Origin of the sequence: Nonomuraea rosea (genome assembly GCF_039539705.1) — a bacterium.
Taxonomy (GTDB): domain Bacteria; phylum Actinomycetota; class Actinomycetes; order Streptosporangiales; family Streptosporangiaceae; genus Nonomuraea; species Nonomuraea rosea.
This window is the reverse complement of record NZ_BAABDQ010000025.1, coordinates 67,740-82,462: the sequence shown is the minus strand read 5'-3', so window position 1 is coordinate 82,462 and position 14,723 is coordinate 67,740. Positions and strand designations below refer to the sequence as shown.

Here is a 14,723-nt window from a genome sequence, read left to right as displayed (position 1 = left end):
GTCAATCCAGCAGCCCTTCCCTGCGGGCGACCGCCACCGCCTCCAGCTTGGAGCGCGCGCCCAGCTTCTCCAGGACGTGCTGCACGTGGTTGCGCGCCGTGTTGCGGGCCACGCCGAGACGCCGGCTGATGTCGTACGTGCTGGCGCCTTCGGCCAGCAGCAGCAGCGTCTCGCGCTCCCGGCCGGTCAGCGCGGAGCCCAGGCGGCCCGCCCGGCCGGTGAGCCGGTCGAGCACGCCGGGCAGCAGCCCCGGCGCGAACACCACTCCGCCGGCCGCCACCTCGCGCACCGCCGATTCCAGCTCGCCCAGCCGCGACGACTTCACCAGCAGCCCTGCGCCCCCGGCGGCCACCACCCTGGCCGCCACGGACACGGTCGCCTCACCGGTCAGCACCAGGACTCTGGCGTGCGGCGCGGCGGCGGCGAACTGCTCGATCGCCGCGATGCCGTCGCCGTCGGGCAGGCGCCGGTCGAGCACGACGACGTGGGGCTGGTGCTTGCCGGTGTCGGCCACGGCGCCGGCGATGGTGCTGGACTGCGCGACGACCTCGATGTCCGGCGCCTGGCCGAGGACCAGTCCGATGGCCTCCGCGACCATGACGTGGTCCTCCACGAGAACCAGCCGGATCGGGGCGGGAGACGGCATGACGCGGGGATCCCTTGGTTGGTCGGTCTGCACGGGGGCTGCGTCCCGAGTGTCTCCCCAGCGTGTCATGCCTGCCCGGTGACCGCCACGCGAAGCCGCCCGGCCGGCTGGAGTCCAGCCGCTCAGGTCAACGGAAGCCCAGCCCGGAGGCCGTGAAAGTCAAGCGAAGGCCGTGGAGAGCCCGAGCTTGGGGGGAATAACCCATTGGTAGGGTTGTCCGGAAATATGAGGATCTGAACGGGTGGGTTAGGTGGAGGTCGAACAAACAGCACTGCCGGGAATCGGACTACGACACGATTTCACCACCCGTAAAGGACAGCGGGTCGGCGTCGTGTCTCACCGTACCGGCCAGCGGGTCTTGGTGATCTACGACAAGGACGATCCCGACCGCGCATGCCAGACCGTCAAGCTCAACGACGAAGAGGCCGACGCCCTGGCCGAGCTCCTGGGCGCCCCGCGCATCGTGCAACGGCTCAACCAGCTGCACCAAGAGGTCGAGGGCCTGGTCAGCGTGCAGCTGCCCATCCCGCCCGGCTCCCCGTACGAGGGCCGTCCCATGGGTGACGCCCGCGTGCGGACCCGTACCAGCGCGTCCATCGTCGCCGTCGTGCGCGGCGGTCAGGTGTTCGCCAGCCCCGGCCCGGACTTCTCGTTCCGGGCGGGCGACGTCGTGGTGGTGGTCGGCAGCGAGGACAGCACCGCAGGGGTGGCCGACATCCTGGTGGAAGGGTAGGGCCGCGGGTGCACCATACCGCGGTCATCTTTCTCGAGTTCGGTGCTGTACTGCTTGGCCTGGGGGTGCTCGGCGCGCTCGCGTTGCGCGTCGGCATCTCTCCCATCCCGCTGTACCTGATCGCCGGTCTGGCGTTCGGGACCGGCGGGGTGCTGCCGCTGGCAACCAGCGAAGCATTCATATCCGTCGGCGCGGAGCTCGGCGTCGTCCTGCTGCTCTTGACTCTCGGCCTGGAGTACAACGCCGACGAGCTGGTGACGAGCCTGACGAGCAACGCCCGCGCCGGCATCGTCGATCTGGTGCTCAACGCCGCCCCGGGCGCCATCTGCGCGTTACTGCTCGGCTGGGGGCCGGTGGCGGCCGTCGCCATGGCGGGCGTCACCTACGCCACCTCTTCGGGCATCACCGCCAAGGTGCTGTCCGATCTGGGGTGGATCGGCAACAGGGAGACGCCGACGGTGCTGTCCCTGCTGGTGTTCGAAGACCTCACGATGGCGATCTACCTGCCGGTCCTGACGACCCTGCTGGCCGGGCTGAGCCTGGTGAGCGGGGCCATCTCGGTGGGCATCGCGCTGCTGACGGTGAGCGTCGTGCTCGTCGTGGCGCTCAAGTTCGGGCGGTTCATCGAGGCGTTCGTGTCCAGCCCGAACAACGAGGTCCTCCTGCTCAAGGTGGTCGGCCTGGCCCTGCTGGTGGCCGGGCTCGCGCAGCAGCTCCAGGTGTCGGCGGCGGTCGGCGCGTTCCTGGTCGGGATCGCCCTGTCCGGGCAGCTCGCCCACGACGCGCAGGCGCTGCTGGCGCCGTTGCGCGACCTGTTCGCGGCGGTGTTCTTCGTCTTCTTCGGCTTCCAGACCGATCCGTCGAAGATCCTGCCGGTGGCGGGGCTGGCCGCGCTGCTGGCCCTGGTGAGCATGATCACCAAACTGCTCACCGGCGCGTACGCGGCCAGACGGGCGGGCATCGCCAAGGCCGGTCAGGCCCGTGCGGGCATCGCGCTCATCCCCCGCGGCGAGTTCAACATCGTCATCGCCGGCCTGGCGGTGGGCGCGGGCGCCCATCCCGATCTGGGCGCGCTGGCGGCGGGATACGTGCTCATCCTGGCGGCCTTCGGCCCGCTGGCGGCCAAACTGGTGCAGCCGCTCATCGAGGCCATCGCCAAACGAGCCTGAACCGCTAGTTTGTTCGTATGGCCGACCGTAAGCACGGCGTGCAGCCGCCCCCCACCGAGACGACGATCAGGTCCGCGGACTGGGACAGCCTCGAGCTCTCCGGCGAGAGCTACCACCGGGTGCTGTTCCAGGACGTGGACATGACCGAGCTGGTCAACCACGGCTCCTCGTTCGAGGAGTGCCAGTTCAGGAACGTGCGGTTCAACGTGTCGGTGCACGAGGACGCCCAGTTCCTCAACTGCACCTTCACGCGCTGCTCGTTCTTCGACGCGACGTTCAGAGGGTGCAAGCTGACGGGCAGCATGTTCGACGGCTGCACCTTCGGGCTGCTGAAGGTCGAGGGCGGCGACTGGTCGTACGTCGGCCTGCCCGGCGCGGACCTGCGGGGCAGCGCCTTCAACGGCACCCGGCTGCGGGAGGCCGACCTGATGGGCGCCCGGCTGGAGGGCGCGGAGGTGCGGCGCTCCGACCTGTCGGGCGCCTGGCTGCACAGCGCCGACCTCACCAAGTGCGACCTGCGCGGGAGCGATCTGAGCACGTTCGACCCGCACACCGTCACGCTCAAGGACGCGATCATCGATCCCTTCCAGGCCACGGTCATCGCGACGGCACTGGGCCTCGACGTCCGCGAATAACCCGCGTGCGCGAAGAGGCGGCGCTTCGCCCAGGATGTCCCTGTGCAACTCGCCGATCTCACCCCCGCCGAGCAGGCCGTGGCCGCCGCCTTCCCCCACGGGCGGGAGGTCGACCTGCGTGTGGGCGACCCCGCCCACGACTCCCCCGCCGACGCCGCCTCCTGGGGCCCCGACCGCGAGGTGCGCGCGGAGGTGCTGGCCGGGCTGCTCCTCGGCGACCCCGCCGAGCCGGGCGCCAACCCGGCGCTGCGCCTCTCGGGGGCGCGGATCACGGGCCCGCTCCGCCTGGCGTTCGCCGAGATCGGCTGCCCGGTCCTGTTCCAGGAGTGCGCCTTCGACGAGACCCTCGACCTCTACCAGGCCCGTACCCGTTTCCTCAGTATCGGCCGCTGCGAGCTGCCGGGCCTGATCGCCTCGAACCTCCAGGTCGAGGGCAACCTGCGGCTGGCCCGCAGCCACATCACCGGCGAGCTGCGGCTGAACGGCGCCCGGATCAGCGGCAATCTCACCCTGAACGGCGCGCACCTGGACAACCCCGGCGGCGCCGCCCTCAGTGCCGAGCACCTCGACGTCGGCAGTCACCTGCGCGGCCAGGACGGGTTCGAGAGCGACGGCGAGATCATTCTCACCGCCGCCAGGGTCGGCGCGGCCGTCAACTTCGACGGCGCCCGCCTGCGCGCCCCCGGCGGGCTGGCCTTCGGCGCGTCCAACATGATCGTCCAGGTCGGCCTCTTCGCCCGCGCGATGGAGGTGGACGGCGAGGTCAGCCTGCGCTTCGCCCGCGTCAGCGGCCCGCTCACGCTGCGCGGCTCGCGCGTGCGCAACCCCGGCGGCCTGGCCGTGCGGGGCGGCGGCCTGAACGCCGAGGGCGGCCTGTTCCTGTCGCTGATCGAGACCGACGGCCAGGTACGCCTGGAGAACGCCACCATCGGCGGCGCGCTCAGCCTGGACGGCGCCACCCTGCGCAACCCCGGCGGCGTGGTCCTCGCGGCCGACGGCGTCGTCGTGGACGGCGCCCTGCACGCCCGCGAAGGGCTGTCGGCGGAGGGCGAGATCAGCCTGCTCGACGCCGCCGTCTCCGGGCCCGCCCACTTCGAGGGTGCCACGCTGGTCAACCCGGGCGGCATCGCGCTGGCGGCCAGCGGCATCACGGTCGGCAAGGCGCTCAAGCTCTGCGACGGCTTCTCCGCCCAGGGCCGGATCAGGCTGAGCAACGCCCAGGTGGGCAGCCGCCTGTGCTTCGACGACGCCAAACTCGACAATCCCGGCGACGTGGCGCTGCGCGCCTGGCGGCTGGAGACGCGCGAGCTGGCCATGCGCACCGCCGGGCCGATCAGGGGCACGGTCGATCTGCGCCACGCGCGCGTCGGCGCGCTCCGGGACGACCCGGACGCCTGGCCGGACGCGATCCGCATGGACCAGCTCGCGTACGAGGTCCTGGAGCCCATGCTGCCCGCCGGCGGGCGGCTCGGCTGGCTGCGCAGAGACCCCGACGGTTACCTGCCGAACGCCTACGAGCAGCTCGCCGGGATGTACCGGCGGCTGGGCAGCGACGCCGACGCCCGCGAGACGATGCTGGCCGGCCAGCGGCAGCGCCGTACCGCCCTGCCCTGGTACGCCCGCGTCTGGGGGCACGTCCAGGACGCCGCCGTCGGGTACGGCTTCCGGCCCCTGCGCGCGGCCGGCTGGCTCCTGGCGCTGCTGGCCGTGGGCACCGTCGTGTTCACGCTGGCCGAGCCGCCGGCGCTGAAACGGGGTGAGGCGCCGGAGTTCAACCCGCTGGTCTACACGCTGGACCTGCTGCTGCCGATCATCGACTTCGGGCAGGAGAAGGCGTTCAACCCGGCGGGCGGGGCGCAGTGGCTGGCGTACGGGCTGATCGCGGCCGGCTGGGTGCTGGCGACCACGATCGCCGCGGGCCTGACCCGGTCGCTGCGCCGCGTCTGACCGCACGCCGTCGCCGGACCCGGCCGTCCACCCGCACCCGGGTCCGGGGGTAAACCCCGCGCGGGACCAGGCCTTCACCCGCGCGCAGGTCTAAGCGTTCACCGCGCGCAGGGCGCCGGGGACGCGGCCGGTGAGGCGGTCGAGCGCGGCCGAGGTGGCGGCGTCCGCCGGCAGGTAGACGAGGATCCGCTGCTCGCCCCCGGACACGTCGAGCGCCTCGCGGGCCAGGCGCAGCTCGCCGGCCCGCGGGTGCGCCAGCCGCTCCACGGACGCCAGCCGTGGCGGCCGCGGCGGCCTGGCCATGCGCTCGGCGAAGGCCGCACCCGCCACGAACGTCAGGTCGGCGACGAACTCGGTGGCGTACGGGTCGTCGTGCGCGATCTCAAGCTTCAGCGCGGTGGCGTGCTCGTCGGCCACCCTGTCCCACTCGGGGTAGGCGACCCTGGCCCGCACGTCCGCGAACGCGTAGCGGTAGACGTTGGGCGGATCGCCCTCCAGCAACCCGACGGGGCCGAAGAGCCGCTCGTAGCCGCCGGTGCGGGCGAGCACGTCGCCGAGCCGGTTGAGCAGCACGGCGGGCGCGGGCTCCAGGCGGTCGAGCACCGCCCGCACGCCGGCCCCCACGGTGCGGCCGGGCGCGCGCTCGGCCCCCGGGCACAGCCCGATGGCGCCGCTGGCCACCTTGGCCAGATGGCGCAGGTGGACGCGCTCGTCGGCGGTCATGCGCAGCGCGTCGGCGAGCGTGATGAGCACCTGCATGGACGGGTTGCGGTCGCGGCCCTGCTCAAGCCTGGTCAGGTATTCGACGCTCACGCCCGCCACCGTGGCCAGCTCGGACCTGCGCAGCCCCGGCGTGCGCCGCCGCGCGCCGTCCGGCAGGCCGACCTCGGCCGGCTTGACGTCCTCGCGGCGGGCGCGCAGGAACGCGCCCAGCTCGTTGTCGCTCACGGCCCCGAGTGTACGGGGAGCGCCACCCGCTCATCGTGGCCCTGCCAGGGCCAGTCTCCGCCCGGCCTTCCTCGGCGCCGCGGCGCAGGCCAGGTTGGACCCATGACGAACATGAGATTGGCGGTCATCACCGGCAGCGTCCGCGAAGGCCGCTTCGGCCCGCACGTGACGCGGTGGTTCGCCGGGCAGGCGGGCACGCACGGGCTGTTCGACGTGGACGTGATCGACCTGGCGGACACCCCGTTGCCGGCCGTGCTGCCGGCCACGCCGGAGGAGCTGGCGGCGGTGCACGAGCGCCCCGCGGACCTGCGGCGCCTGGCCGGACGGCTGGCGGACGCGGACGCGTTCGTGGTCGTGACGCCCGAGTACAACCACAGCTACCCGGCCTCCCTCAAGAACGCCATCGACTGGCATTTCACCGAATGGCAGGCCAAGCCGGTCGCGCTGATCTCCTACGGCGGCTTCGGCGGCGGGCTGCGCGCGGCCGAGCACCTGCGGCAGGTCTTCGCCGAGCTGCACGCCGTCACGGTCCGCAACACGATCAGCTTCGACAACCACTGGACGCGGTTCGACGGCGAAGGGAAGCTCATCGAGCCGGAGGGGCCCGACGGCGCGGCCAAGGCGCTGCTGGACCAGCTCGGCTGGTGGAGCGGCGCGCTGCGCGAGGCCAGGCGCGCCACGCCGTACCAGGTCTGAGAGGGTACGGGGATGCGTTACCGACTGCTGGGCCGTACCGGGCTCAGGATCTCCGAGCTGTTCCTGGGCGCGATGACCTACGGCGAGGCCACCCCCGAGGTGCGCCGCATCTTCGGCATGTACGCCGACGCCGGCGGCAACGTCGTGGACACGGCCTCGATGTACGGCGAGAGCGAGAGCGTCGTCGGCGAGCTGCTCCAGGGCCGCCGCGACCGTTTCGTGCTGGCCAGCAAGTACACCGGCAGCCGCGACCGCACCGATCTCAACGCGGCCGGCAACCACCGCAAGAACCTCGTGCTGTCGCTGGAACAGAGCCTGCGGCGGCTGCGCACCGACTACATCGACCTCTACTGGGTGCACGTGTGGGACCGGCACACGCCGATCGAGGAGACGATGCGGGCGCTGGACGACGTGGTGCGGTCGGGGAAGGTGCTGCACGTGGGCATCTCGGACGCGCCCGCCTGGGTGGTCAGCCGGGCCAACACGCTGGCCGAGTGGCGGGGGTGGACGGCGTTCGCGGGGTTGCAGGTGCCGTACAGCCTGCTCCAGCGGGATGCCGAGCGGGAGCTGCTGCCGATGGCGGAGGCGTTCGGGATGAGCGTGGCGGCGTGGGGGGTGCTGGCGCGCGGCGTGCTGTCGGGCCGCTACAACGCGCCGGGCGCGGTGGCCTCGCGGTCGTCGCCCGAGTCCATGACCGAGCGGGACCGGGCGGCGGCGGGCGCGGCGCTGGAGGTCGCCGCCGAGCTGGGCGTCACGGCCTCCCAGGTGGCGATCGCGTGGGCCATGCGGCGCGGCGTGCACCCGATCCTCGGTACGAGCAACGCCGACCAGCTCAAGGACAACCTGGGGGCGTCCGGTCTGGAGCTGCCCGATGAGGCGGTGCGGCGGCTGGAGTCGGCGGTGGCGTTCGAGGCGGGCTTCCCCGCGGACTTCATCGGCGAGGTGGACCGGAGCCCGGCCATCTACGGCGACGACGTGCACCTGCTCGACGGCCGCTGAGGCCGGTCAGCAGAGGGCCATGGCGGTCTGCCACAGCCCCGGCAGCGCCGCCAGGACCCGGTCCCCGCGGCGCCGCCGGTCGGTGAACGTCCCGGCCCCCAGGTCGGCCAGCAGCTCCTGGAACCCCTCCGCGTAGCCGGTGACCCCCGCCGCGTCCCGCTTGGCCAGGCATCGGGCGTAGGTGGCCACCATCCAGAAGACGGCCTCGCGATGGAGCCCGCTCTCGATGAGCTCCCTGCTCCCGTCGATGGCCACGGCCCGGGCCGCGGGGCTGATGTCGGAGTCGAACCGGTACGACGGCACGTGCAGCCCGGACGTGGCGTCGTACACCTTCTCCAGCGCGGCCAGGTGCGTGCGCACGCGCGCGGGCTCGAAAGCGGCGCAGCCGAGCAGGTCGAGCAGGCCCTCGTGGAAGTCCGCCCGCCCGTGCTCGACGAGCAGCTCGCGCACGGCCACGTACCGCCGCCGGACGGTCGGGTTGCGCAACGCGGCCACCAGCAGCACGTGCGTGGTCACCCCGGTGCCGAACAGCCAGGACGCGACCTGTTCCGGCAGCGGCGCGGACTCGTTCATGCCGTTGATCCAGCCGCGCACGCGGTCCATGGCGTTGGTGCACCTGGCCAGGATCCACGGGCGCTCGGCGAAGTCGCGGGCCACCACGCGCTGGATCTCGGTGAGCCGCCCTGTCGGGTCGGCCAGCACGGACGGGAGGTGGAAGCTGCCGGCCAGGTGGTAGTCGCTCAGCACCTCGTGCGTCGAGCCGAGCCCGGCGATGGCCGAGACCTCGAGCAGCACTCCTTCGTAGGCGAACTTCCCGAGGGCGGCGGACGGGTCGGCGACCACCATGACGTCCACGTCAGAGCTGGGCGCCAGCTCCTCGTCCGGCTTCGCCCACAGCGCCGACCCGGTCAGGAACGCGCCCTCGAACCCGGGCAGCGCCGCGCCCTCCGCCCGCACCCACTTCCGCGCGACCTGTCTGGCCTGCTCAATCCGCATCCACTTCCTCCCGATCTCGGCCGCGGCGCGAGGTCCTGATCAGGACGAACGCACCGAGCACGACAAGCCCCGCCAGCGCGCCCCAGATCCAGCCGGGGACGCCCGCCGACGCCGCGGTGCCGGCCGCCGCGGAGGGCCCGGCCGCCGCCCCGGTGGTCTGAACCGCCGATTGCCCCGCCGGTGCGGGGCTCTCGCCGGTGGGCGAAGCCGAAGATGATCCTTTCACGTTGAACGGGATCTCGCCCTCAATGGGGTGGCCGTCGGAGGAAACGACCCGCCAGGCGATCACGTACGCGCCCGGCGCGAGCGGCTGGGTGACGTCGGCGAGCACCTTGGGGCCGTCGAGCCGCGGCTTGCCGAGCGCGATCTCCTTGCCCGCCGCGTCGTGCAGCACGACGAACGGGAACTTGACCCCCGCGCTGTACTCCAGCTCGATCTCCTCGACGGAGGAGAGCCGGGCGTCCTTGGCGGGCGAGCTGCTCTTGAGCGTGTCGTGGGCGAAGGCCGCCGAAGCGGGAAATGTCAGGAAAGTCAGAACAAGAGCGCAGGCGAGGGTAACCGCCGCGCGGATGTGCCGCGGAAGTGAAGCCATGATCGGTCTCCAGGAACGGTCTTCCGGACCGCGCCCGTGGCGCCGTCCGGAGAGCGGGCAAGGGCACGCGTCCCGTACGGACGCGCCGGGAGGCCCGGCGGGAAGCCGGGCTCTCAGCCAGGCACTCGGACCGCCGGGAACGCCGCGGAGACACCGGAGACGTCAGGGGACGTCAGGGGACGTCAGCAAGCATCGGGGCGGTCCGTCAGCGGGAGTGCCGTGGCGCGGCGGGCGGCCCTCGCCTGCCGACCGCGCTGGAGACGGCTCTTTCCACGAGCACGGGGACGTCGCAGGCCACCGGCCGCCATGACGGCTGCGTGATCTCGGGCGGGGCGGTGACGAGCAGCCGGATGACCGGCGGCGGCGCGGCGTACAGGCGGATCATGAGCCAGAGCGCGCGCTCGCCGCGGTGCAGCCACCACGCCGTCAGGGCCGCCACCGTGAGATGCACCAGCACCATGCCGGCCGTGGCCCCGGCCGCCGGATGCGCGTGCCCGGCCCCGTCCGTGGCGCGCGGCTCGGCGATCGGCGCGAGCCGGGCGAAGAGCTGGTGCAGCACCATCTGCGCGCCCACGGTCGCGGCCAGCACGGCCACCGCCCCGCGCTCGCGCCCGTCGACCAGGTACGCCAGCCCGAACGCGGCCAGCACCCCGGCCAGGCAGACCCAGAACGGCACGAGGCCGCCGCCCGCCAGCACGTGCCCGCCGGCCGACACCGCGCCGCAGACCGTCGCGAACACCACGGCCCGCGACAACCGCAACACCGGAGCCACCACCGGCCCAGGCGTCACAGACCGCGCGGACCGCGCGGACACAGGCGGCAGCGCGCGGGACGGCGCTGCCGGCGGTGCGGCCCATGACGCGAAGGACACATTGCCAATCCTTCCACAGGGTTCGGCCGCCCCCGCAGGTTCATAGCCGGCGTGTGCGGGCAGCCGACCCGGATGGACACCGACTCCACCGAGGGTCTCGACCTGGAAGAGCTGGTCCGTCAAGAGTTACGCGATGCCGGATTCACCGTCGAGCCGTCCTTGATGTCGCTCGACGGCGGGCTCGGCGTCTGGCACGACCCCACGCGCGGTGTGGTCGTCACCTGGGGCACCTCAGCCGAGCAGCGCCCGGCGAACCACCTCGTCAAGTACGCGACCATCCGCGCCGCCGTCCAGCTCGCGCTGCTGACGGTCCTGTCCGAGGCCGGGCATCACGTCAAGGAGGACTTCAGCGGGCTTGAGCTGATCGTCACGTCTTGACGTCGCGCAGGGATTTGCCGACCTCGTGCAGGTGGCGCATCGCCTGGGCCCACGACTCGAAGAGGCCGCATTCCACGTAGTCGACGCCGAGCGAGCGGCAGTGGTCACGGACGATGGGCTGCGCCTTGCGCAGGTTCGCGCTGGGCATGCTGGGGAACAGGTGGTGCTCGATCTGGTAGTTCAGGCCGCCGAGCGCGCTGTTCACGACGTGGCCGCCGCGCACGTTCCTGGAGGTCAGGACCTGGCGGCGGAGGTAGTCCAGCTCGTCCTCGGCGGTGAGCACCGGCATCCCCTTGTGGTTGGGGGCGAACGTGCATCCCAGGTAGACGCCGTAGCAGGCCTGGTGCACGGCCAGGAACACCAGCGCCATGCCGGGCGGCAGCACCAGGAACACCGCGGCGACGTACAGCAGGACGTGCGCGGACAGCAGCAGCCCCTCGGCCTTCCTGCCCTTCAGCGACTTCCTGCGCAGCGCGCGGAAGCTCGACACCTTCAGGTTGAGGCCTTCGAGGGTGAGCAGCGGGAAGAACAGGAACGCCTGCCAGCGGCCGATGAACCTGGGCAGCCCGCGGCTTTCCCCGGCCTGCCGCTCCGACCAGAGCAGCACGTCGGGCGCGACGTCGGGGTCGTGCTCCTCGTGGTTGGGGTTGGCGTGGTGGCGGGTGTGCTTGTCCATCCACCAGCCGTAGCTGAGGCCCACGGCCAGGTTGCCCACCAGCAGCCCGGCGATCCTGCTGGTGCGCCGCGAGCGCGAGATCTGCCCGTGCGCCAGGTCGTGGGCCAGGAGCGTGACCTGCGCGAACGCCACGGCGAGCAGCACCGCGACGAGGAGCTGCCACCAGGAGTCCCCGATCGTGGCGAAGAGCACCCATGATCCGGCGAACAGGCTCGCCACCAGGCCGATCCTGACCGCGTAGTATCCGGGCCGCTTGTCGAGCAGGCCCGCCTGGGCGATACGGCGCGACAGCTTCGCGAAGTCGCTCCCCCGCTCCCCCGATGCCGGGACGCGAGGGCTCTCCACCACAGTCACAGTTCTCTCCGATGCTGCCGAGTCGTATGCGATCTCAACAGCATCGCGGGAACGGAGCTCCAGCGGGACCCCCGCTGTCACCCGTCATCATGGTAGTGCAGGCCCTACCATGCTCTCGTGATCGATGCCCCCGCCGCCCGGGGCTCGGGCCTGCCCATCGCACTCAGCGTGACACTGGACGACCTCGCCTGACGGAATGGCTGGCGGCGGGGGCATCAGCTCAGGTGAGCTGAAGCGCCGGCAGGCTCGCCGGTGCGGCCGCGTCGCCGAAGATGTGCAGCTCAGGACGGAAGGCGGCCAGGTAGGCCGCCCTGTCGCGGAAGGTGGCGGCCAGGGCGTCGCCGTAGTCGATGAGCTCTCGGTGCGCGTCCCTGCGCGGCTCGTACCGTGCCTGGAGCAGCCGGTCGAGCAGGCCCTCGTCTCCTCCCGCGGCGCAGATGACGTCGGCCAGGATCTCGGCGTCGTGCAGGGTGTAGCTCATCCCCATGCCGGTCATGGGATGGCAGGCGAACGCGGCCGAGCCCAGGAGCGCGGCGTTGCCCTTGTGGTAGGCCTCCACCCGCAGCGAGGAGACCTTGATCCGCTGCCAGGTGGCGGGCTGGAGCACGTTGAAGGCGTCGGAACTTTCCGTGACGAACTTCTTGAGCTCGTCGAGCAGCGCGGGGATGCCGTCCTGGAAGATCTCCTTGTCGTCCTCCGGCGGCAGTCCGACGAAGACCCGCGCCTGGTCCCTGTTGATCGGGTACAGGTAGGTGAGCCAGCCTTCCGAGCTGAAGTAGAGCCGGTTGAGCTGCGCGACGCTGGCGGTCAGAGGCACGGTGGCCACCCTCATGAGCAGCCGCTCGTACGGCATCGTCTGCTGCTCGATGTCGAGCGCCCGGCGTACGGCGGACTTGGTGCCGTCGGCGCCGATCACGACGCCGGCCCGCAGTTTGCGGCCGTTGGAGAGCGTCAGCTCCTCGACCCGGCCGTCGCCCACCGCGATGTCGTCGATGTCGGCGTCGAACCAGAACTCGACGCCCTCCATCGCGCAACTGGTGTAGATGAGCTCGACCAGCTCCCGGTAGGGACGGATGAGGAAGCCGCCGTCGGGGAAGCGGCATTCCCTGATCGGGTCGCCGTCGTGGTAGTAGCGGATGGTGTCACGCCTGAGGCCATGGCGTTCGACGAGATCCGCCAGCCCGTGCCTGGCCAGTACCCGGAGCCCTGGAGGCTTGAGGAAGTCGGCGCCCGCGCTCGGGACCGAGGGTCCCTGCTCGATGACGACGACGTTCTGGCCGCGGCGGCCCAGCAGCAGTGCCAGGAAGCAGCCGCCGAGTCCGGCGCCGACGATGGCTACGTCGCACGATGTGGTTGCCATGACGAGAGCCCTTTCGATGGTTGAACTAGTGCGCAGGCCCGCGAGTTCCGGCGAGCGGGCCGGGTTCGGCCGTCCGCGGTCTCGGGACCCGGTCCAATGGGGGGTCCAATGAGGGGTTCGATGGGGTGACCATTGGGGGAGTGCGGGTCTCGACAGGCAGCAGCGCGTCCGCCTCCGCCGCGACGGTGGCGAGGGTCATGCGCAACTCCAGCAGCATCCGGCGCGGCACTTTGATCATGACGTCGCCGGGGTCGGTCCGCAGCCGGGTGATCTTGGTGAGTGCTATCGCGCCGATGAGCACGGAGATGCCCACGCACATCGCGAGTGCGCCGGCCAGGCCCGACAGCGGTCCCGGCATGAACGGATGGTCGATGACCACCGACACGACGGACACGCCGACGGCTCCGCCGACCATGCGGGCCATGGTGGCCGCGCCGACCGCGGAGGCGTACTGGTGCGGACGCGCGGCCAGGGTGGTGGCCACGGAGGTGCCGGGCGCGAGCGCCCCGACCCCCATCCCGACCACGACGCTGGCGATCAGGCCCCACACGGTGGGACCCGCCTGCGTCAGGACGAGCACGCACGCACCGCCGCAGAGCAGCGAGCCCGCGTAGATCAGGCCGTACGCCCCGACCCGTTTGACCAGGCGCCCGGCCAGGATGCTCGTCAGGACGACGGCCACCGAGGTCGGAGTCAGCCACATGGCCACTTCCAGCATCGGATAGCCGAGGTGGAGCAGGTACAGCGGCTGCACGGTCAGCAGCCCGTACGAGAGCGCTCCGAAGCACCACGTGGCCAGCCAGCCCCAGACGAATCTGGGACGCCGCCACAGGGCGAGGTCGATCGCGGGCAGCCGGTGGTGCTTGGCCTGCGCGAGCGCACCGCCCAGCAGGGCCAGCGCGGCCAGCGCCAGCCACAGCACGTCCATCCCCCAGGCCATGGCCTTGGAGATGGCCAGCACGATGACCGCGATGCCCGCGGCCAGCAGCCATGCTCCGAGCATGTCGGGCAGGCCTCTGGGGCCGCCGCGCTTACCCGGGGGAAGCGCGACGCAGGCGATCAGGAGCAGGACGCCCATGATGACGTCGGGAATGAACAGGGCCCGCCAGCCGACGGCGGCGGCCAGCCAGCCGCCACCCGCCTGCATGAGCAGGCAGCCGAGCCCGGAGGCGGAGCTCCACAGCGCGATCGCGCCGCGCCGCTGCGACTCCGGCAGCTCTCCGAGCAGCAGTCCGAGGCTGGCCGGGATCATCGCCGCGGCACCGGCGCCCTGGACGGCACGTGCGGCCAGCACGTACGACCAGGAGTCGACGGTGACGGTGGCGATCCCGCCCAGCACGAACACGACGAGCCCGACGGCCAGCACCCTGCGCCGGCCGAACAGGTCGGCCCACCGGCCGGCGGTGGCCAGCAGGGCCGCGATCGGGATGAACGCCGCACTGGTCAGCCAGACCAGGTCACCGAGCGGCATGCCGGCGCCGGCGGGCGTGTACCGCAGCACTCCGACTGCCAGGGTGGTGGCCGTGGTGTCGGCCATCACCGTCAACATGACACCCGCGCCGACCAGCCGCAACATCACTGCGTTGCGGCGGTCTCCGCCGGCCGTGCTGGTCCCCCTGACGGCCGCTGGTGACTGACGCACGTGGACACCTCCTTGGAAGCCTTTTGTCGTCGTCTTGTGTCGTCGTCCTTTGTCGTCTGCTCGCGCACTCCGGCGGTGCGA

15 protein-coding genes are annotated in these 14,723 nt (G+C 72.0%); 7 read left to right on the top strand and 8 right to left on the bottom strand.

What is annotated here, in order from left to right; genetic code table 11:
• Position 1 precedes the first annotated feature (1 nt).
• Positions 2-646, bottom strand: a complete 645-nt coding sequence (locus tag ABEA43_RS42265; RefSeq protein ID WP_345571173.1) for a response regulator transcription factor — start codon at positions 644-646, stop codon at positions 2-4.
• Between the two features lie 250 nt (positions 647-896).
• Between ABEA43_RS42265 and ABEA43_RS42260 the strand changes: the two genes are divergently transcribed.
• From ABEA43_RS42260 to ABEA43_RS42245, 4 genes are read left to right on the top strand one after another with little or no spacing between them, the layout of a single operon-like run.
• A complete protein-coding gene (locus ABEA43_RS42260; protein WP_345571171.1) occupies positions 897-1,379 on the top strand; it encodes a cation:proton antiporter regulatory subunit in 483 nt (160 codons plus the stop codon).
• Between the two features lie 8 nt (positions 1,380-1,387).
• The gene (locus ABEA43_RS42255) at positions 1,388-2,548 is read left to right on the top strand and encodes a cation:proton antiporter (RefSeq protein WP_345571169.1); all 1,161 of its coding nucleotides are present in this window, start codon (positions 1,388-1,390) and stop codon (positions 2,546-2,548) included.
• A 17-nt stretch (positions 2,549-2,565) separates the two neighbouring features.
• Positions 2,566-3,183: a pentapeptide repeat-containing protein gene (locus ABEA43_RS42250; RefSeq protein WP_345571167.1), complete on the top strand. Its 618-nt coding sequence runs from the start codon at positions 2,566-2,568 to the stop codon at positions 3,181-3,183.
• 42 nt (positions 3,184-3,225) lie between these two features.
• A complete protein-coding gene (locus tag ABEA43_RS42245) occupies positions 3,226-5,130 on the top strand; it encodes a translocation/assembly module TamB domain-containing protein (RefSeq protein WP_345571165.1) in 1,905 nt (634 codons plus the stop codon).
• Positions 5,131-5,220: 90 nt separating this feature from the next.
• Here the strand turns inward: ABEA43_RS42245 and ABEA43_RS42240 are convergent, their stop codons facing one another.
• Complete coding sequence (locus tag ABEA43_RS42240; RefSeq protein WP_345571163.1) at positions 5,221-6,078, bottom strand: helix-turn-helix domain-containing protein; 858 nt, start codon at positions 6,076-6,078, stop codon at positions 5,221-5,223.
• Positions 6,079-6,180: 102 nt separating this feature from the next.
• Here ABEA43_RS42240 and ABEA43_RS42235 point away from each other — a divergent pair, with 102 nt between their 5' ends.
• Both ABEA43_RS42235 and ABEA43_RS42230 read left to right on the top strand, forming a co-directional pair.
• Positions 6,181-6,774 (top strand): NADPH-dependent FMN reductase, encoded by a 594-nt coding sequence (locus ABEA43_RS42235; protein WP_345571161.1) that lies wholly within the window; start codon positions 6,181-6,183, stop codon positions 6,772-6,774.
• A gap of 12 nt (positions 6,775-6,786) precedes the next feature.
• Complete coding sequence (locus ABEA43_RS42230; RefSeq protein ID WP_345571159.1) at positions 6,787-7,773, top strand: aldo/keto reductase; 987 nt, start codon at positions 6,787-6,789, stop codon at positions 7,771-7,773.
• Between the two features lie 6 nt (positions 7,774-7,779).
• On the opposite strand, the gene ABEA43_RS42225 is transcribed toward ABEA43_RS42230, so the two are convergent.
• The 3 genes from ABEA43_RS42225 to ABEA43_RS42215 form a co-directional block, all read right to left on the bottom strand.
• Positions 7,780-8,769: a hypothetical protein gene (locus ABEA43_RS42225; RefSeq protein WP_345571157.1), complete on the bottom strand. Its 990-nt coding sequence runs from the start codon at positions 8,767-8,769 to the stop codon at positions 7,780-7,782.
• Positions 8,759-9,361 carry a copper resistance CopC family protein gene (locus ABEA43_RS42220; protein WP_345571155.1) on the bottom strand — a complete coding sequence of 201 codons (603 nt, stop codon included), beginning with the start codon at positions 9,359-9,361 and terminating at the stop codon, positions 8,759-8,761. Before ABEA43_RS42220 ends, ABEA43_RS42225 begins: the two co-directional genes overlap by 11 nt.
• Before the next feature lie 205 nt (positions 9,362-9,566).
• Positions 9,567-10,124, bottom strand: a complete 558-nt coding sequence (locus ABEA43_RS42215; protein WP_345571153.1) for a hypothetical protein — start codon at positions 10,122-10,124, stop codon at positions 9,567-9,569.
• A 180-nt stretch (positions 10,125-10,304) separates the two neighbouring features.
• Between ABEA43_RS42215 and ABEA43_RS42210 the strand changes: the two genes are divergently transcribed.
• A complete protein-coding gene (locus tag ABEA43_RS42210) occupies positions 10,305-10,610 on the top strand; it encodes a hypothetical protein (protein ID WP_345571151.1) in 306 nt (101 codons plus the stop codon).
• On the opposite strand, the gene ABEA43_RS42205 is transcribed toward ABEA43_RS42210, so the two are convergent.
• From ABEA43_RS42205 to ABEA43_RS42195, 3 genes are all read right to left on the bottom strand, one after another.
• Entirely contained in the window at positions 10,600-11,640 is a 1,041-nt protein-coding gene (locus ABEA43_RS42205; RefSeq protein ID WP_345571149.1) for a fatty acid desaturase family protein, read from the bottom strand. The genes ABEA43_RS42210 and ABEA43_RS42205 overlap by 11 nt on opposite strands.
• A 220-nt stretch (positions 11,641-11,860) precedes the next feature.
• Positions 11,861-13,000: an FAD-dependent monooxygenase gene (locus ABEA43_RS42200; protein ID WP_345571147.1), complete on the bottom strand. Its 1,140-nt coding sequence runs from the start codon at positions 12,998-13,000 to the stop codon at positions 11,861-11,863.
• A gap of 25 nt (positions 13,001-13,025) precedes the next feature.
• Positions 13,026-14,642, bottom strand: a complete 1,617-nt coding sequence (locus ABEA43_RS42195; RefSeq protein WP_345571145.1) for an MFS transporter — start codon at positions 14,640-14,642, stop codon at positions 13,026-13,028.
• Positions 14,643-14,723: the final 81 nt, after the last annotated feature.